Annotated in this window: 14 protein-coding genes; 6 read left to right on the top strand and 8 right to left on the bottom strand. The window is 64.0% G+C overall.

Translation table 11 applies throughout. The features are described from left to right. The first annotated feature begins 14 nt into the window (after positions 1-14). From U8L64_RS13755 to U8L64_RS13775, 5 genes are all read left to right on the top strand, one after another. Positions 15-2,876, top strand: coding sequence for a putative bifunctional diguanylate cyclase/phosphodiesterase (locus U8L64_RS13755; protein ID WP_333398079.1), 2,862 nt, complete (start codon positions 15-17; stop codon positions 2,874-2,876). Between the two features lie 138 nt (positions 2,877-3,014). Further along, positions 3,015-5,090, top strand: coding sequence for a type VI secretion system Vgr family protein (locus U8L64_RS13760; protein ID WP_333398080.1), 2,076 nt, complete (start codon positions 3,015-3,017; stop codon positions 5,088-5,090). After that, the gene (locus tag U8L64_RS13765) at positions 5,087-5,941 is read left to right on the top strand and encodes a DUF4123 domain-containing protein (protein WP_333398081.1); all 855 of its coding nucleotides are present in this window, start codon (positions 5,087-5,089) and stop codon (positions 5,939-5,941) included. Before U8L64_RS13760 ends, U8L64_RS13765 begins: the two co-directional genes overlap by 4 nt. Next, positions 5,938-6,681 carry a hypothetical protein gene (locus tag U8L64_RS13770; protein WP_333398082.1) on the top strand — a complete coding sequence of 248 codons (744 nt, stop codon included), beginning with the start codon at positions 5,938-5,940 and terminating at the stop codon, positions 6,679-6,681. The genes U8L64_RS13765 and U8L64_RS13770 overlap by 4 nt, the downstream gene beginning before the upstream one ends. A 6-nt stretch (positions 6,682-6,687) precedes the next feature. Then, a complete protein-coding gene (locus U8L64_RS13775) occupies positions 6,688-8,829 on the top strand; it encodes a lipase family protein (protein WP_333398083.1) in 2,142 nt (713 codons plus the stop codon). A 104-nt stretch (positions 8,830-8,933) separates the two neighbouring features. On the opposite strand, the gene trhP is transcribed toward U8L64_RS13775, so the two are convergent. The 8 genes from trhP to zwf all read right to left on the bottom strand — a co-directional run bounded on the left by trhP (position 8,934) and on the right by zwf (position 17,601). Continuing rightward, positions 8,934-10,304, bottom strand: a complete 1,371-nt coding sequence (gene trhP / locus U8L64_RS13780) for a prephenate-dependent tRNA uridine(34) hydroxylase TrhP (RefSeq protein ID WP_333398084.1) — start codon at positions 10,302-10,304, stop codon at positions 8,934-8,936. A 123-nt stretch (positions 10,305-10,427) separates the two neighbouring features. Then, positions 10,428-10,646, bottom strand: a complete 219-nt coding sequence (locus U8L64_RS13785; protein ID WP_043298762.1) for a YdcH family protein — start codon at positions 10,644-10,646, stop codon at positions 10,428-10,430. 186 nt (positions 10,647-10,832) lie between these two features. Next, a complete protein-coding gene (locus U8L64_RS13790; RefSeq protein ID WP_333398085.1) occupies positions 10,833-12,263 on the bottom strand; it encodes an aspartate kinase in 1,431 nt (476 codons plus the stop codon). Between the two features lie 140 nt (positions 12,264-12,403). Beyond that, entirely contained in the window at positions 12,404-13,312 is a 909-nt protein-coding gene (thpD, locus tag U8L64_RS13795) for an ectoine hydroxylase (protein ID WP_213663914.1), read from the bottom strand. Between the two features lie 61 nt (positions 13,313-13,373). After that, on the bottom strand, positions 13,374-13,775 hold the full coding sequence (locus tag U8L64_RS13800; protein ID WP_167133579.1) for an ectoine synthase: 402 nt from the start codon (positions 13,773-13,775) through the stop codon (positions 13,374-13,376). Positions 13,776-13,786: 11 nt separating this feature from the next. Then, entirely contained in the window at positions 13,787-15,064 is a 1,278-nt protein-coding gene (gene ectB, locus U8L64_RS13805; RefSeq protein ID WP_333398086.1) for a diaminobutyrate--2-oxoglutarate transaminase, read from the bottom strand. Next, positions 15,061-15,576 carry a diaminobutyrate acetyltransferase gene (ectA, locus tag U8L64_RS13810; RefSeq protein ID WP_043298772.1) on the bottom strand — a complete coding sequence of 172 codons (516 nt, stop codon included), beginning with the start codon at positions 15,574-15,576 and terminating at the stop codon, positions 15,061-15,063. The genes ectB and ectA overlap by 4 nt, the downstream gene beginning before the upstream one ends. 600 nt (positions 15,577-16,176) lie before the next feature. Continuing rightward, entirely contained in the window at positions 16,177-17,601 is a 1,425-nt protein-coding gene (gene zwf, locus U8L64_RS13815) for a glucose-6-phosphate dehydrogenase (RefSeq protein ID WP_333398192.1), read from the bottom strand. A gap of 156 nt (positions 17,602-17,757) precedes the next feature. Between zwf and hexR the strand changes: the two genes are divergently transcribed. Next, entirely contained in the window at positions 17,758-18,621 is an 864-nt protein-coding gene (gene hexR, locus U8L64_RS13820; RefSeq protein ID WP_008568600.1) for a transcriptional regulator HexR, read from the top strand. The last annotated feature ends 27 nt before the right edge of the window (positions 18,622-18,648 follow it).

Consider the following 18,648-nt stretch of genomic DNA (forward strand, 5'->3'; position numbering starts at 1 on the left):
CAAGAACAACAGCCATGACCGATTCCGTTCGCTCCCTAGACGCCTTCTCTGCCAGCGATGCCACCAGCGCTGACCTCAGACTGCCCGTACGCCACGAGGGAGTCGAACGCACTCGCTTGCTGTATCGGGGGTCGCGCATCCCGGCGCTGCTCTCGCTGGTCGCCAGCGTGGCGTGCGTGCTGCTGCTGTGGTCCGAACGTGGCGGTATCGAACTGGGTGCCTGGTTCCTCTGGATGGTCGTGCTCGGCCTGCTCTGGCTGCGGCACGTCAACGCCTTCAGCCAGGCCTCCGGTAGCGAGCAGGCGGCGCCGTCGTGGTATCGATGCTTCCTGCTTGGCAGCGCGACTTCGGCGCTCAGCTTGAGTTATGCGATGGTCGCGCTGGTACCGCCGGCCGATTTTCTCCAGCAGGCGCTGCTGTACGGCCTGATCGGCTCGGTGGTGGTGGTCGCCAGCGTTGCCTACGGCGTCAGCCTGCCGGCGTTCCTCAGTTTCGCCGTACCCTGCCTGTTGCCGGCCGGGCTGTACATGCTCACCGCTGCGGATCCGCAGCAGCAGGGCTGGGGCTTGCTGGCGCTGATCGTGCTGGCGACCCTCAGCCTGATCGCCTGGCAGATCAGCCGGCTGGTCGGCGACGGCCTGACCCAGCGCGTGCAGCGCCTGGTGCTGATCGAGCGGCTGGGCAGCGCGGCACGCCGTGCCGAGCAGCTGAATGCTGAACTGGCGCGCGAAGTGGAACAGCGCCGCGCTGCCGAGCGGCAGCTACGGCGTGCCTACGACGGCCTCGAGCAGCGCGTCGCCGAGCGCACCGTAGAACTCGCGCGGGTGGCCGACGAACTGCGGCAGAGCGAAGCGCGCCTCAGTCTGGCGCTGGAGGCCAGCGAGCTGGGCCTGTGGGACTGGGACCTGGCGCTGGGCAAGGTGCATTACTCGCGCCTGGAGGTGTCCTTCGAACTGGACGCCCGCCAGCGGCCGGACGCCGAGGGGCGACCGCTGCCCGACCTGCACCCGGACGATCTGCCCGGCGTGCGCGCCAAGCTCATCGCACACCTCAAGGGCGAGACCGAGTTGTACGCCGTCGAATACCGCGCGTTGCGCGCCGATGGCAGCCACCTGTGGGTCGAGGATCGCGGGCGGGTGATCAGCCGCGACGCCGACGGACGCGCGCTGCGCATGCTCGGCACGCGTCGCGATATCAGCGACCTGCGCCGCCAGGCCGAACAGCAGCGGCTGGCGGCCACAGTGTTCGAGGCCGCGGGCGAAGGCATGGTGATCATGGATTCGCGCTTCCGCATCCTGGCGATCAACGATGCCTGCTGCGCGCTGTCCGGCTTCAGCCGCGAGGAGTTGCTCGGGCGCAGTGCCGCACGGCTGGCCGGTTCGGCGGAATCGCAACGGCGCTACGCGGCGATGCGCGAGGCCCTGCAGCGCGACGGCAGCTGGCAGGGCGAGCTGCTGGAGGTGCGCAAGAACGGCGAGGTCTACCCGCAGTGGCTCCAGCTGCGCGAGGTGCGCGACGCGCTGGGCGGTATCTCCCATGTGGTCGGTTTCCTTTCCGACCTGACCGTGCGCCGCCAGGCCGAAGAGCGCCTGCGCTACCTGATGCATTACGACAACCTGACCGGGTTGGCCAACCGCAGCCTGCTCAAGGAGCGCCTGCACGCCGCCTGCCTGCGCGCGCAGCAGAGCGGACGCACGCTGGCGGTGCTGTACATCGACCTGGATCGTTTCAAGAATCTCAACGAAAGCCTCGGCCACGAGGCGGCGGATCGCCTGCTTGGCGAGATGTCGCGCCGCATCAGTCAGACCCTGGCCGAGGCCGATACCATCGCACGGCTCTCCGGTGACGAATTCGTCGTGCTGCTGGAGGGCTACGGCAGCCTGTCGAGCCTCGCTCATCTGGGCAGCCGCCTGCTGACGCGGGTGCGCAAGCCGGTGACGGTCGCAGGGGAGGAGCTGGTGATCAGTGCCTCCATCGGCGTCAGCCTGATGCCGGACAACAGCCGCGACGCCGTGACCCTGCTGCGCCAGGCCAGCCGCGCGATGCAGCAGGCCAAGCATCTGGGCGGCAACACGCTGCAGTTCTTCACCGAGCGCGCGCAGCGAGCGACCATCGATTACCTGCAGATGGAGAATCAACTGCGCAAGGCGCTGGTAGAAGGGCAGCTGGAGGTGTTCTATCAGCCGCGGCTGACCCTGCTCGACGACCGCCTGGAGGCCGCCGAGGCGCTGGTGCGCTGGCGCCATCCGCAGCAGGGGCTGGTGGCCCCTGCGCAGTTCATCCCACTGGCGGAGGAAACCGGGTTGATCATCCCGCTCGGCGAGTTCGTGCTGCGCGAGGCCTGTCGGCAGGCGCGCGAATGGCAGCGCTCCGGCCTGGCGGACATTCGCATCTCGGTGAACCTGTCCGTCAAACAGCTGCGCCAGGGCAACTTCGTCAGTCTGGTACGCCAAGTGCTGGAAGAAACCGGGCTGCCGGCGTCGATGCTGGAGCTGGAGCTGACCGAGAGCCAGCTGCTCGATGACATCGACAACGCCATCAACATCAGCCGGCAGCTGCGTGCGCTGGGCATCAAGCTGGCGATCGACGATTTCGGCACCGGCTATTCCTCGCTCAGCTACCTCAAGCGCTTCCCGGTGGATTACGTGAAGATCGACCGCACCTTTATATGCGAGCTGGAGCATTCGGCCGAGGACGCGGCGATCGTCCGCGCAATCATCGCGATGGCGCACAACCTGGAACTGCAGGTGGTGGCCGAGGGCGTGGAAACCCAGGCACAGATGGATTTTCTCAAGGACCAGCGCTGCGACGAAATCCAGGGCTATCTCGTCAGTCGCCCGGTGCCGGCGGCCCAGCTCGCCGAACTGCTGGGTTAGTCGGCGGCACAGATCGCGAGGTTTTTTGCGCGGTAAGAAGCGTGATTCCGATCATGCGGTCGTCCCGCCATCATTGAATCGGGCATCGAGGTCGTTCAACCTTCGGCCTTCGCCTGACTCAAGGATGGAGGCCAAGGCATGCTGGATGCCAATCAAGCGCATATCACCCTCGCCGTTGCCGGCGTCGAAACCGACCTGCAAGTGCTCAGTTTCGAAGGCCACGAGAAACTCAACCAGCCCTACCGCTTCGACATCGAAGTGGTCAGCGAGCGCCCCGATCTCGATCTCGAAGCCCTGCTGCATCGCCCGGCGTACCTCGCGTTCGGCCCGGCCCGCAAGGGGGTGCACGGGGTGTTGCAGCGCGTCCGCCAGGGTGAATCGGGCAAGCGCCTGACGCGCTATAGCCTCAGCCTGCGCCCGCAGCTGGCCTACCTGGCGCACAGCCACGACCAGCGCATCTTCCAGCATCTCGGCGTGCCACAAGTCATTGCGCAGGTGCTGGAAGCCCACGGCATCCAGGCCGACGCGTATCGCTTCCAGCTCGGTCATTCGTATCCCGAACGCGACTATTGCGTGCAGTACGACGAGAGTGATCTGCGCTTTATCCAGCGACTGTGCGAAGAGGAGGGCATCAGCTTCCACTTCCAGCACAGCGAATCCGGCCATGTTCTGGTGTTCGGCGACGATCAGACGGTGTTCGCGAAACTGGCACCGCTGGCCTACCAGCAGGATTCCGGGCTGGTCGCCGAGCGTGCGGTCGTCAAGCGCTTCGGCGTACGCCTGGAGACTCGCAGCAGCCACGCCAGCCTGCGCGATTACGACTTCGAGCAGCCCAGACTGCGGCTGGAAGCCGGCCATGGCAGCGAGTTCGCGCCGATACTGGAGGCCTACGACTATCCCGGGCGCTTCACCACTCGCGAACGCGGCAAGCACCTGGCCAAACGCAGCCTGCAGCGCCTGCGCGCGGACTACGAGCTGGCCGAGGGCGCCAGCGACGCCTATCTGGCCAGCGGTCACTTCCTTGCCCTCACCGATCATCCGCGTCCATCGTGGAACGATCTCTGGCTGCTCACCGAGGTATTCCATCAGGGCCGACAGCCACAGGTGCTGGAAGAGTCGATCAGCACCGCCACAGCGGACAGTGGCGACGCCGACTTCCATCAGGGCTATCGCAACCACTTTGCAGCCTCGCCGTGGGATGTCTTCTACCGCCCGCCACGCGAACATCCCAAGCCCAAGGTCTTCGGCAGCCAGACCGCCGAGGTCACCGGCCCGGTAGGGGAAGAAATCCACTGCGACGAGTATGGCCGGGTGAAGGTCCAGTTCCACTGGGACCGCCACGGCCAGGCCGACGACAAGACCAGCTGCTGGTTGCGCGTCAGCTCCAGCTGGGCCGGCGACCGCTACGGCGGTATCGCCATCCCGCGGGTCGGCATGGAGGTGCTGGTGACTTTCCTCGAAGGTGACCCCGATCAACCGCTGGTGACCGGCTGCCTCTATCACAAGGAGCATCAGGTCCCCTACGCCCTGCCGGCGAACAAAACCCGCACGGTGTTCAAGACGCTCAGCTCGCCCGGCGGTGGCGGCTACAACGAACTGCGCATCGAAGACCGCAAGGGCGCCGAGCAGATCTACCTCCACGCCCAGCGCGACTGGGACGAGAACATCGAGCACGACCAGAAGATCCGCGTCGGCCACGAGCGTCACGACACCGTGGAAGCCAGCAGCTACAGCGAGTTCAGGGCCGAGGAACACCGCACGACTCACGGCGACCGCAAGACCGAAGTCAGAGCCAGCGATCACCTCATCGTCGGCAACACCCAGCACGTCCGGATCGGCAGCGGGCAGTTCATCGAAGCCGGCGATGAGATCCACTACTACGCCGGCAGCAAGGTCGTCATCGACGCCGGGATGGAACTCACCGCCAGCGGTGGCGGCAGCTTCCTCAAGCTCGACCCCAGTGGCGTTACGGTGAGCGGCGCGACGATCAAAATGAATTCCGGTGGCGCACCCGGTAGCGGCTCGGGGCTGAAGGTGCTTGCGTCCGTCCTGCCCAATGCGGCGGGCAAGGCCCGCGCCGGCGCCAAGCCGAAGCTGGCGCTGGCCAACACCCAGCTGATGATGGCACGCAAGGCGCGGCAGATCGGCGCCAGCCGCTGCCCGATCTGCGAAGCCTGCAGAGACGGCGTCTGCGACACGGGGCCGAGCGCATGAACGAGCCCCTGTGCCAGTGGCTCGATGACCAGCGGGCGCAACAGCGACAGCTGCTACTCGTTATCGACAGCCTGGCCGAACCCAATCCCGTTCAGGAGCTGTTTGCCCGCGACCTGATGCACGATTACGTCAATCTCTACCATGCAACCGAGTTTGCCGACCTGGCGGATATCGGTCCGTGGCTGGTCGCCTTGAGCGAGTTCGAAATCGCGCGGATCCAGCCGTTGCTCGATGCGCCCGAACGCAACTGGGGCTGGTTGGCCAGCGCCGACCGCGTCGAGCTGCCTGTCCTCGCGCAGCATTGGCACGAACGTATGCAGGTAGATGATCAGGGACAGCGCTCGCTGTACCGATTCCAGGACAACCGGGTCATCGCCCGTCACCTTGCCGAGCTTGCAACGCCCCAGCAACCGTTGCTGCTTGGCCCTCTGGCGAGCGCCCTGTGCTGGGATGGTGAGCATTGGCGGTGTTTCGATAACCCGCGCCCGGGACAGTACGCTGCACCGTTCGAAGCCGCCTGGTTGGCCCTGCCCGAACCGGACAGGGTCGTGCAGGAGATCCATCGTCATAACCTGACGCTTTGGCTGTGGCAGAACCATGCGGCGGCCACCGCGCGCCTCGCCGAAACTCGCGTTCTCAGCGATTGGCTGAGTGAGCAGCTGGATAAGGCCGAAGTCTGGGGATGGCGGTCGCTGGAACACCTACAGTTCCTGCTGCGTTACCAGCTCGACCCGGAACTCGCGAACCATCCCGCCTGGATTCCCGAAGAACGGGAATCGCCTGAAATGCATTTCGCCAGGCTCAGCCAGATGCTGCACGCCACTTCTACTGCTCGGGATCAATTGTTATGAATCATTACCTCAAGGCATCCCGCATTCATGTGCTCTCACCTTTGCTGCTGGGATTCTCCCTGAGTGCCTGCAGTGCACTGGGTTCGTTCGGCGGGGAATCCTTCATTTTTGAAGGCGAGTTACCGGCCGATTTCTCGCTCAAGGCGCAAGCAGAATATGACGTCGCCGATGCATGCAATGGCCGCAGCCAAAGCAAGACATTCAAAACGGATTATGAGAGCGCTCCGCATCAATATCGTTTCAAGATTCCGGTCAACTACCGTTCCGGCTTATGCGAAATGCAACTGGCAAAGGTGAAGCTGACCATAAACGGGCGTTACGGTGGAAAAGAGTGGCAGCAAACCTATGAAAACGGGGGATTGGTCATAGTCGATAAACTTCCAGAGGGTGCCCCGGCGTTTGGAGGTGATGGGGTTCTTGCGAAGACGGCGGTGTGTGCTTGGTGGTTCCAGCTTAGTAAGGCTAAATCCCGACAGGGGCAAATCAGCAAATTGCTCAACTGCAGGGGAGGCGGGGCATACTTAGTCAGCGCAGAGTTGCCGGGAAGAACGGTTAGATTAATATTTCAGGCTAATCCCGAAGAGAAGCCGTATCGGGACAATACTTGGATAAAGACTTCAAAAGGATGGAAGCCTTGCTTGCCAAAGGACGGTTGGCAGCAATGTCAAAATCCGCCTGTATTCAAAACGTTTGAAATGAACGGCCAGGAATGCAGCGTGTATCCAAATTGCACGGAATGATCAAGGATGAATAAAACAGCCGCAGCTACCCTCGAGTGCCCATTAAGGGATAATTGGATCAGTTTTCGCTTGGTGGATGAGCATGGGGATGGAAGCCCCTATGCTGGCTTGTCTTATAAACTACATGGTAACCAAGGCCAGATTCTGGATGGGGTTTTGAATGGCGAAGGTTTTGCGAGAATCGACCATTTGTTGTGTGGTCCTTTGATTCTCGATTTATCGACGTCGCCCCTGAAATACCCTGATCCGTGGTACGAAGAAATCTCGATTAGAGATAAGTTCAGTATTCCCCTAACGAATCTGCAAATCGCAGCTGAACAATCGCCTTCCGGGCCGCGTACAGACGGAAAAACCTATCTAGCGGAAGCGCGTGCATCACAAGAGAAAGCTCGTTTTTTTCGAGTCGAAGTTAGGGATTTCGCTAAGGCTGCTGGCCATCTACCCGAGGCAGACAAGACATGGCAGCCGCGCCCTCCAGCCATTCCAAAACGAAATGTCGGTTTGCCGGAAGATCAACCGGGAGTCGTGTTAATGGCAGAAAGCGCGCATTACGTACTCGAAGTCAAAGCCCTGCGCGCCTATAGCCCACTGTTTTCTAGGGATAAGGACTTCTGTGCGTTGAACGCCTATCACCTGGCGGTGATGAGCGCCTTTGTCTACGCGCCGTTCAGCAAGGAGCCGGGATCGTTCGAGCGTTATGAATCGTCGCCGCCACCCTACACGTCTCTCGGCAGCATCGGTCATGTGTTGCAGAATCAGTTGGGACGCCTGGTTAAGCCAACACAATTTAACGCCGCCGGGCCATACCATTTGCTCTGTGAGGAGGTGCCTTATTCCAAGCGCCTGGAAATCATGCCGTACGATCCCGAGCGCTATGTGACGGAGGCGGAGGAGGGCTGGAAGAACCCTGAGGACGTGCACTTTCTCTACGACAAGGATTCCAGTACCCAGGCATTCATCACCCACAACGACAAGATCGTGCTGATTTCGGTGCGCGGCACCCAAGAGATGCTCGCCGACACCGGTCGTGATCTGGACGCGCGCCAGGTGCCCTATGAGGGCATAGGCCAAGCCCACCGCGGCTTCCATGGCGGCTTCCTCGCGGTGAAGCCTTTTGTCGAGCGCTATCTGGAAGCGTTCTACACCGCCGAACACACGCTCATCGTCTGCGGCCACAGCCTCGGTGGTGCTATCGCGCTGCTGCTGGCGGAATGGCTTCGTCGAAAGTGGTCCGACGACGTTCAGCTCTATACCTACGGCGCACCTCGCGCCGGCGACCGTGCGTTCGTCCAGGCAGCTCAAGCGCTGACCCACCATCGCATCGTCAATCACGACGATCCCATCCCGGCCTTGCCGCTGCCTTGGATGGATGCCGAGTGGAAGCTGGCGCTGCCCGGTACCGCGCTACTGTTCAGTTCGCCGGTGGCCGGCATCGTGCTGTTGCTCGCGGGATTGGTGAACCTGCACGGCGATCCGTACGAGCATCATGGTGAGCAGCGGCACTTCATGCCGCGCAAGCCGGGCGGCGGAAGCGAGGCAGCCATTCTCTGGCAGCCGGGCTGTGCGCTGATCGACGAGCAGACCTGTGCGCGCTACATGGGAGAGATCGCCCTCGACGGGGATATGCCAGAGCGTGTTCCGCTGTCCGGCGCGCATCACTCGAGCGATAGCGGCTACGCCCGCGCAGCCTTGACGACGCTGCTGCGCTGGCATGACAGCGTCGAGAAACGCCAGGGCGCATTGTTCACCGACAGTGAAGTTCGCGATATCCACGCCCAGGTGAAGGATGTCCGGCAGCTGCTCGAGAGTTGGCAGCCGCGCTCCTTCAACGAGTTCCGCTGGGAGGTCCGGCGCAGCGGCGACATGCGTTTCTATGGCAAGAGCGATCTGGAGCTGCGCGCCATCTACGCCGACGCGCTGCAGAAAGGCGAGCAGCTTCGCAACGAGCAGGAGCAAGCTTTGTCGCGGGCGCAGCAGCGTCTGCTGGCTCAAGCCGCGCGGATGGTTACGCCGCGCAGCGTGCTGGGTGAATTTGCCGGGCGGGCGGACGTGGGCGAACTGTTTGCCCAGTGGCAGAGCCTGAAAGAGCACCAGGCGGCGCAGAAGCTGGCGGGACTCGCTGCCAGATCGACACCCAGCTACGCCTAGCGGCTCGACGCGGTTGGTCGACTGCCGGCGCGCTCGCTGAAGCCGGGCGCGCCGAACACGGGGCCGGAATTATCGGTTCGCCTGCCGATGGCAGTACGTGCCGATCACCCTCTCGTCGTGCCGCTCTCCAGTTCGCGCATCAGCAGGGCGTATTGCAGCGCCACGCCTTCCGGCACCGGCAGGTAGACGGTGTGGCCGTCGCCCGGTGCGACGTCGATGGTCTCGCCGCGGCTGTTCTCCAGTGCTTCCAGGCGCAGGTTGAGATTGCCCTGCGGCGTCATCAGCTCCAGCCGGTCACCCACCGCGAAGCGGTTCTTCACCTTCACCTCGGCCAGGCCGTTGCGCCGCTCGCCGGTCAGCTCGCCGACGAACTGCTGGCGCTCGGAGAGCGAGAAGCCGCGCTCGTAGTTCTGGTATTCGTCATGCACGTGACGGCGCAGGAAGCCCTCGGTGTAGCCGCGGTGCGCCAGCGATTCCAGCGTGTCCATCAGCGACCTGTCGAACGGCCGGCCGGCCAGTGCGTCGTCGATGGCCTTGCGGTAGACCTGCGCGGTGCGCGCCACGTAGTAGTGGCTCTTGGTGCGGCCCTCGATCTTCAGCGAATGCACGCCCATCTGCACCAGCCGCTCGACGTGCTGCACGGCGCGCAGATCCTTGGAGTTCATGATGTAGGTGCCGTGCTCGTCCTCGGTCGCCTCCATGAATTCGCCGGGACGCGAGACGTCCTCGAGCAGGAATACCTTGTCGGTCGGCGCGCCGACGCCCAGCGTCGGGTTGTCCTGTGCCTCGACCTGCTGCACGGCGATGGGTTCGTAGAGGTGAACCGAGTTGCCCAGCTCATCCTCCTTGGCCTCGTGGGTCTTGTATTCCCAGCGGCAGGCGTTGGTGCAGGTGCCCTGGTTGGGGTCGCGCTTGTTGATGTAGCCCGACAGCAGGCAGCGGCCGGAATAGGCCATGCACAGCGCGCCGTGGACGAACACTTCCAGCTCCATGCCCGGCACCTGTTCGCGGATCTCGCCGATCTCCTCCAGCGACAGCTCGCGCGAGAGGATCACCCGGCTGACGCCCTGGCTTTCCCAGAACTTCACCGTCGCCCAGTTCACCGCGTTGGCCTGTACCGAGAGATGGATGGTCTGCTGCGGGAAATGCTGGCGCACCAGCATGATCAGCCCCGGGTCGGACATGATCAGCGCGTCCGGGCCCATCGCCACCACCGGTTCGAGGTCCTTGATAAAGGTCTTCAGCTTGGCGTTATGCGGGGCGATGTTGACCACCACGTAGAACTGCTTGCCCAGCGCGTGGGCCTCGTCGATGCCCAGCTTGAGATTGGCGTGGTCGAACTCGTTGTTGCGCACGCGCAGGCTGTAGCGTGGCTGCCCCGCGTAGACCGCGTCGGCGCCGTAGGCGAAGGCGTAGCGCATGGATTTCAGCGTGCCGGCGGGTGACAGCAGCTCGGTACGGTGGGTGGTACTCATGGGGGCGGGACTCGCAGGGGCATCGAAGCGCGGCATTCTACTGCGCTCGTGCCCGGCGTGCGCGGCCAATGGGCGGATCGGCGGTCGTGCAGGGCGCCCCGTCTGGCGGAACGCCCGCTGGCCTCAGGTAGGCGATGCCTCCTTGAGCATCTCGTAGAGGCGGTCCTTGAGCTGCAGTTTTTCCTTCTTCAGGGCTTCGACTTCGCTGTCGGTGCCGGGGATGATGCGCGCCTCGATGTTCTTGACGCGCTGGTCCAGCTCATTGTGCTCGTCGAACAGGCGGGCGAACGTCCGGTTCTCCGCCTTCAGGCGGGTGATCAGATCGCGGTATTCGGGGAACATGGCAACTCCTGCTGCATGGGGGAGCGGGTGGACAGGCGCTACGGTCTGCGCGAACCGTGACCTGCCGCCTGTTTCCATGGTCGTCCCGCCCTGTGCCGGCGGTATTGATCGGGGTCATGCGCCGGTAGCGAAAGGCCAGACAGCAAAACGCCGGGACGTGCCCGGCGTTTCGACCGCATGCGCGGATCAGGCGGCGGCGATCACGTCGCCATGGTTCTCCGGCTCGATCAGCGCGCGGTGCAGCGCGGCGATGGCGGCGGCGTAGTCTTCCTCGTTGACCACGCACTGCATCTCCACCTGGCGGATCGACTGGTGCAGCGCCTGGATGCTGATGCCGGCCTCGGCCAGCGCGGTGGCGGTGCGTGCGAGGATGCCCTTGACCTTGAGGTTGGAGCCGATCGCCGACACCACGGCGACGTTGTGCATGGTCACCTCGGCGGCCGGGAAGCGCTCCTCGATCAGCCGCGCGGCGCGGTTGATCGCCTTGCGCGAGCCGCTGACGTAGTAGGTGATGCTGTTGGCGTCGCAGCCCTTGTTGATCACGTACAGCTTGAGCTGCTTGAGCAGCTTGCTGATCTCGATGTCGTGTTCGGGGTCGCCGAGCATTTCCTGGTCGAATACCTCGATGCCGAAGACATCCTTGCGCCCGGCGATGATCTCCACGCAGGGCCGCGCGCTGCAGTAGCCCTGGCTGATCAGCGTGCCGCCGTGCTCGGGCTCGAAGGCGTTCTTGATGCGCAGCTCGATGCCGGCGCGGCGCAGCGTGCGCGCGGCGCGCGGGTGGATCGCTTCCATGCCGAGGTTCGACAGCTGATCGGCGACGTCGTAGTTGGTGCGGCCGATGGTGACCACCTTGTCGACGCCGACCAGGTTCGGGTCGGCGCTGCTGAGGTGGAATTCCTTATGGATGATCGCCTCGCGCGCGCCGGTGGCGGCGGCGATCTGGGCGAAGGTGATCTCGCTGTAGCCGCGGTCGAAGGTGTTCATCAGGCCCTCGGCGCAATGCGCGTAGCCGGTGGCGATGATCAGCTCGCGGCTGAGATCGAGGCCGGCGAAGCTCTGCGCGATCATCGTCTCGAACGGCAGCGGCTTGTCCATCTGCCAGCCGCTGAGGTCGACCAGCCGCGCATTGATGTCGCGCTGCCGCAGCGCCAGCACGCTGTTGAACGCGCTGTGCGCTTCGCCAAGGGAGGCGAGCATTTCGCGCACCTTCATCAGGTTCTCGCTGAGCTGGAAATGGCCGTAGCTGCACAGCTTGTGCAGGCTGTCCATGCAATCGCGGGCGTCGTTGATGCGCTCGTTGACGAAGCGGTCGGCGGCTTGCAGCTCGGGCGTGCCGGTGAGCAGCTCGGCGTTCTTCTCCAGCATGCGCTGGCGCACGGTCTCAAGCGCTTCGCGCCAGGCTTCGTCGTTGTGCGCCTCGGCGAAGCGCTGGTAGACGCCCGGCTCGCCGGTCTTCTTGTGCTCGAGCAGCAGGTTGGTCATGCCGCTGTAGGCCGAGACGACGAACACGCGCTGGTACAGCGCGTCACCCTGGCGCGAGCCGATGAAGATATTGTCGAGCAGTTCGTCGAAGCGGCTCATCGACGTGCCGCCGATCTTTTCCACGGTATGCATCTATTTATTACGTCCGCATCTGGCAGGCCGCTGGCAGGCCGCGCGCGGGAGCGCCGGCGGTCAACGAGCTGGAAATGGATTCATCCCCCGGCCGTGTGGCACGGCCGGGGTCGGGTCGTCATCAGACGCACCCGAACGCCTCAAGGATACTGTTGCGGCTGAATGTCGAGCGGCTTGAATGTCTCACGCTCGGCGACGAACGCCGGGCGCGGCTTGTGCGCGCAGAACGGAGCCAGCAGCGCATTATCCACATGGTTGTAGACGTAGAACAGATTGCTCCGCGCACTGGGCGTGATATTGCCGTTGGAGCCGTGCATGGTGTTGCAGTCGAAGAACACCACGCTGCCGGCGGGGCCGGTGGCGCAGTCGATGCCGAAACGGCTGGCCAGCTCGCTCAGGCTGTTCTGGTCGGGCACGCCGATCTCCTGCTTGCGCAGGGATTTCTCGTAGTGATTCTCCGGCGTGGCGCCGACGCAGCGCACGTAGTGGCGGTGCGAACCGGGCATCAGCATCAGCGGGCCATTGTGCGGCTCGTTGTCGGTCAACAGGATCGAGCAGGACAGGCAGCGCATGCGCGGCATGCCGTCCTCGACGTGCCAGGTCTCGAAATCCGAATGCCAGTAGAACTCCTTGCCGCTGAAGCCGGGTTTGAAGTTCATCCGCGACTGATGCACATAGACGTCGCCGCCGAGGATGAAGCGGGCGATGCCGGCGATGCGCTCATCGGCGGCGACGCGGGCAAACAGCGGGTTGTCCTTGTGGATGGCGAACACCGAGCGGATCGCGCCGCTGTCGGGTTCCTGGATGGTCTTGCCGGAGTCGGCGACGGCCGGATCCCGGCGCATGCGCTCGAGTTCGGCGCGAAACAGCGCCACTTCCGCGGCACTGAACAGATTGGGGATGACCAGGTAGCCGTCGCGCTCGAAGCGTTCGATCAGCTCGGCGGCGATCGGCGCGTTCTCCAGGTCGCTGCGGTAGACGACCGGGTCCAGACGGTCCTGCCAGCGCGGCTGGTCCTCGTGGCGCGAGGGATACAGGTCGGCTTGCATAGGCTGCACGCTTGCCTCCTTTCTTGTAGTGGCGGGGCGGCATGCTCGCCGCCCCGGTGAATCAGACGGTTTCGGCCTCCAGCGGATAGACGCCGCTGGCGTCGTGCACTTCGCGGCCGTTGAGCGGCGGGTTGAACACGCAGGCGAGCTTCATGTCTTCGCTGCCGCCACGCAGCAGGTGCTCGTCATGCTGATCCAGCACGTACAGCGTGCCCGGCTCGATCTTGTAGATCTTGCCGTCGGCGAGGGTTTCGATCTCGCCGTTGCCGCTGATGCAATACACCGACTCGAAGTGGTTCTGGTAGTGGATGTGTGTCTCGCTGCCGGCGTAGATGGTGGTGATGTGGAAGGAGAAACCGACGTTGTCCTCCTTGAGCAGCATGCGGGTGCTGTCCCAGGTGCCGGTCTGGCTGTGGACTTTGCGCTCGGTCTTTTCGCATTCGGCGAGGGTTCTGACGATCATCTGCAAATACCTCAGGAAGCCTGGTTCGCGGTTTGCTCGCTCATCACGGCGGCGAACGCCTTGTCGAGGATGGCGAGCGCCTTGTCGATCTGGTCGTCGCCGATCACCAGCGGGCAGAGGCACTTGACCACCTCGCTGTGGGCGCCGCTGGTCTCGATCACCAGACCGTTGTCGAAGGCGTGACGGCAGGCGGCGGCAGCGATCTCGCCATCCGGGCAGCTGATGCCGAGCATCATTCCGCGGCCCTTGAGGAACAGCGAATCCGGGCCGTGGCGGCGGATGATGCGCTGCATGCCGTCGGCGATGCGCTTGCCCTTGGCTTTCACGCTGCTGGCGAACGCGTCGTTCTGCCAGAAGTGCTCCAGCGCCGCGGCGGCGGTGACGAAGGCGTGGTTGTTGCCGCGGAAGGTGCCGTTGTGTTCGCCCGGCTGCCACTGGTCCAGCTCCTGGCGCAGCAGCACCATGGCGAACGGCAGGCCGTAGCCGGACAGCGACTTGGACAGGGTGACGATGTCCGGCTGAATGCCCATCTCCTCGAAGCTGAAGAAGCTACCGGTGCGGCCGCAGCCGGCCTGGATGTCGTCGACGATCAGCAGCATCTCGTGCTTGTGGCAGAGCTTTTCCAGCTTGCGCATCCACTCGGCCGAGGCGACGTTCAGGCCGCCTTCGCCCTGCACCGTCTCGACGATCACCGCGGCCGGCTTGTCGATGCCGCTGGAGGGGTCGGACAGCAGCTTGTCCATCATGCCGATGGTGTTGGTCTTGTCGCCGAAGTAGTTGGCGTAGGGCATGCGGCTGACATCGCTGAGGCCGGTGCCGGCGCCGCCGCGGTGGTGCTGGTTACCGGTCGCGGCCAGCGCGCCGATGCTGCAGCCGTGGAAGCCGTTGGTGAAGCTGATGATGTTGTTGCGCCCGGTGACCTTGCGCGCCAGCTTCAACGCCGCCTCGACCGCATTGGTGCCGGTCGGGCCGGTGAACTGCATGCGGTAGGCGCCCATGCCGCGTGGCTCGAGAATCAGCCGGTTGAAGGTGTCGAGAAAGCGCGCCTTGGCCGCGGTGTACATGTCCAGGCCGTGGGTGATGCCGTCGTGCTCGATGTAGTCGAGCAGCGCCTGCTTGAGTACCGGGTGGTTGTGCCCGTAATTGAGCGTGCCGGCACCGGCGAGGAAGTCGATGTAACGCTTGCCGTCGTGGGTGACCAGTTCGGCGCCCTGGGCCTTGTCGAAGACCACGGGGAAGGAACGGCAGTAGCTGCGAACCTGGGATTCGTTCAGTTCAAAGGTGTTCATACGTGCTCCTTGAGCTCTTCTTCTAGGTGGGAAACGGTGAACGGACCGGCGCGGTAGAGCACCTCGTCCTCGTGCTGTCCGGCGAAATGCACGTCGCGGGCGAACAGCGTGCGTGTCGTGCAATTGGCGTCGAGGCGGTCGAAGGCGCGCTTGAACAGCGCCTGCGACGCCGCGTTGTCCGGCGAGATGGTGGTTTCCATGAAACGTACGCCGTGTTCGCCAGCGACGCGGGCGGTCAAGGCCAGCAGCATGCGCAGGGCCAGCCCCTGGCCACGCATCGAGGCGTCGACGGCGACCTGCCAGACGAACAGCGTGTCCGGCCGTGAGGGCGGGCGATAACCGGAGATGAAGCCGACCAGGCGGCCGTCGGCGGTTTCGGCGGCGATGGCGGTGTCGGCGAAGTCGGAGCACTGCAGCAGGTTGCAGTAGACCGAGTTCCTATCGAGGGGCTGGCAGCGCGCCACCAGCTGATGGAGGTTGTAACCGTCGCTGTCGGTTGGACGACGGAGCATTACGGTGGCAAAACTCAAAACAACTCCTTTCGGTTGATACTGTCCTTTTTCAGGGTAAACACATTGAAAAGATTATCTCAACCCGCTGCGCCGATATTGCCGCGAGTCAGCGGAGATGAACTCGTAGAATATCCACGGATAACGGCAAGTTGCCGAAGGTGATTCAATGTGTTTCACGGGGCCAATTCGAGCGAGATACAAAGGTCGATGCGGAAGTTGAACTTGGCGTCCGCGCAAAGTTCCATGCGAATGGCTCAAGGGTAGGCTGCAGGCCTCGTAATGCGTGGCTTTGTGGCGGATTTGATTGCCGCGCTGTCAGTCTCGAGAACGGTGGAAAGTTTCCGCAGAACTATCTGGCCGATATGGCATGACATGCGGTTGAATATCGCGAACCAACTGTTGGGTGAACTTGCGTGGTTCGCTGGCGGACGAGCGCCTTCAACTGGCGCGTTGCCGGAAAGTTGATCTTGTGTGATGTGACGTAGGGTGCCGGAAGTTGATGCGGCTCATCTGGCGGCATATCGGCCATATATGCCGCGCAGTGTCGCGTGATTCCATCGCGCGCACTGCGCGCAGTTCACCCAGTGCGCGCGGAACGCCTCAATGCGACCAGCCGCGACCCTGGCGTTCGATGAGCTGGTGGGCCTGTTCCGGGCCGTCGCTGCCGGCGGGGTAGGGGCGCGGCTTGCGGTAATGGCCCTGCCAGCCGCGCAGGATCGGATCGACCCACTGCCAGGCGGCTTCCACCTCGTCGCGCCGCATGAACAGCGTGGAATCGCCTTCGATCACGTCGAGCAGCAGGCGCTCGTAGGCATCCCAGCGGCGGCTGCTGCTGAAAGCGTGCGCGAGGTTCAGATCCAGCTCCACCGGTTCGAGTTGCATGCCCTTGCCCGGCGCCTTGGCCATCAGCTGCAGGCCGATGCATTCCTCGGGCTGCAGGCGGATCACCAGGCGGTTGGCTTCGCCCTTCTTGAACAGCAGGTGCGGCACCGGCTTGAAGGTGATGATGATCTCCGAGCGCTTGCGCGCCATGCGCTTGCCGGTGCGCAGGTAGAACGGCACGCCGGCCCAGCGCCAGTTGTCGATCTCGGTCTGCACGGCGACGAACGTTTCGGTGTCGCTGTCATTGTCGATGCTGGGCTCGAAGTAGTAAGCCGGCACGTCGTGGCCGCCGATCTGGCCGGCTCCGTACTGGCCGCGCACGGTCTTGTCCAGCACGTCCATGCCGGTGATCGGCTTGAGCGCCTGCAGCACCTTGACCTTCTCGTTGCGCACCGACTCAGCGTCGAAGCGCACCGGCGCCTCCATCGCCACCAGGCAGAGCAGTTGCAGTAGGTGGTTCTGCAGCATGTCGCGCATGGCGCCGGCGTGGTCGTAGTAGCCGCCGCGGTTCTCCACGCCGAGCGTTTCGGCCACGGTGATCTGCACATGATCGATATGCCCGGCGCGCCAGATCGGCTCGAACAGCGCGTTGGCGAAGCGCAGCGCCATGAGGTTCTGCACGGTTTCCTTGCCCAGGTAGTGGTCGATCCGGTAGATGCGCGACTCGGCGAACACCGCGCCGATCGCCGCATTGATCGTGCGCGCCGATTCCAGCGAGTGGCCGATGGGTTTCTCCAACACGATGCGCGCGTTTTCCCCGGCCAGTCCGGCGCTTTCCAGATGGCTGGCGATGGGCTCGAACAGGTCCGGCGCGGTGGCCAGGTAGTAGACCCGCACGCGCCTGTCACCGCTGCCCAGGTGATGCGCCAGGCGGACGAATTCGCCGCGCTGGCTGGCGTCCATGGCGAAATAGTCCAGCCGCTGGGCGAAGGCCTGCCAGGTGTCGACGCTGAAATCGCCGCGCGCGACCTGCGCCCGGCAGTGGCGTTCGGCTAGCGCCAGGTAGCCGGCGCGGTCGAGCTTCTTGCGCGCCAGCGCGAGAATCCGCACGTCGCTGTGCAGGCGACCGTCGCGGTGCAAGTGGTAGAGCGCCGGCAGCAGTTTGTGCAGGGTCAGGTCGCCGGTTCCGCCGAACACGAGCATGTCACAGGAAATCGACACGGGAGCACTCCTGGAGGCCAAAAAAGGGGCGTCACGGCGAGGCTTGTAGTATAACTACCGCCCCACTACAACCCGCTGATGGTCGAGCGGCGCTGCGGCGCCCAGGCCATCGGACGCGAGCATAAGCGAGTCCGCCACGTGAATCTGCTGCAACACATCGCCCAATCGAGAAGCCTGTTGAGGAAGTCGGAACTGAAGGTGGCCGACCACGTCCTGCTCGATCCGGCCTCGGTGATGCACAGTTCGATGGCCGATCTGGCCCATGCGGTAGGTGTCAGCGAGCCGACCATCGTGCGTTTCTGCCGCGCCATCGGCTGCCAGGGCTTTCAGGACCTCAAGCTGAAACTGGCGCAAAGCCTGGCCGCCGGCGCCAGCTTCGGCCAGTTCGCCATCAGCGAGAACGACTCGGTGATGGATGTCAGTCTGAAGATTTTCGATACCACCCTGCACACCCTGATGGAGGTGCGCGAGCGCCTCGATCCGCAGGCGCTGGAGCGCGCCATCGAGGCCTGCGCCAAGGCCGAGCGGGTGGAGTTCTACGGTTTCGGCGCGTCCGGCGCGGTGGCCACCGATGCCCAGCACAAGTTCTTCCGTCTGCTGCTGTCGGCGGCGGCCTATTCCGACCCGCACATGCAGGCGATGTCGGCGGTGACGCTCAAACCCACCGACGTGGCGATCTGCATCTCGCAGTCGGGGCGCTCCAAGGACCTGCTGATCACCGCCAACGTGGTGCGCGAATCCGGCGCCACGCTGATCACCCTGTGCCCGAGCCAGACGCCGCTGGCCGAGCTGGCGACCATCAACCTGGCCATCGACGTGCAGGAAGACACCGAGATCTACACGCCGCTGACCTCCCGCATCGCCCATCTGGTGGTGATCGACGTGTTGGCGATGGGCGTGGCGATGGCGCGCGGACCGAGCCTGGTCAACCACCTCAAGAGCGTCAAGCGCAGCCTGCGCAGCCTGCGGCTGTCGCCCAAGTCGGTGAAGCACGACGACTGAACCGGCGCGTTCATCGCTCGTTCAACG

The organism is Pseudomonas sp. FIP_A4 (genome assembly GCF_036701605.1).
In the GTDB taxonomy this organism is placed as follows: domain Bacteria; phylum Pseudomonadota; class Gammaproteobacteria; order Pseudomonadales; family Pseudomonadaceae; genus Stutzerimonas; species Stutzerimonas phenolilytica.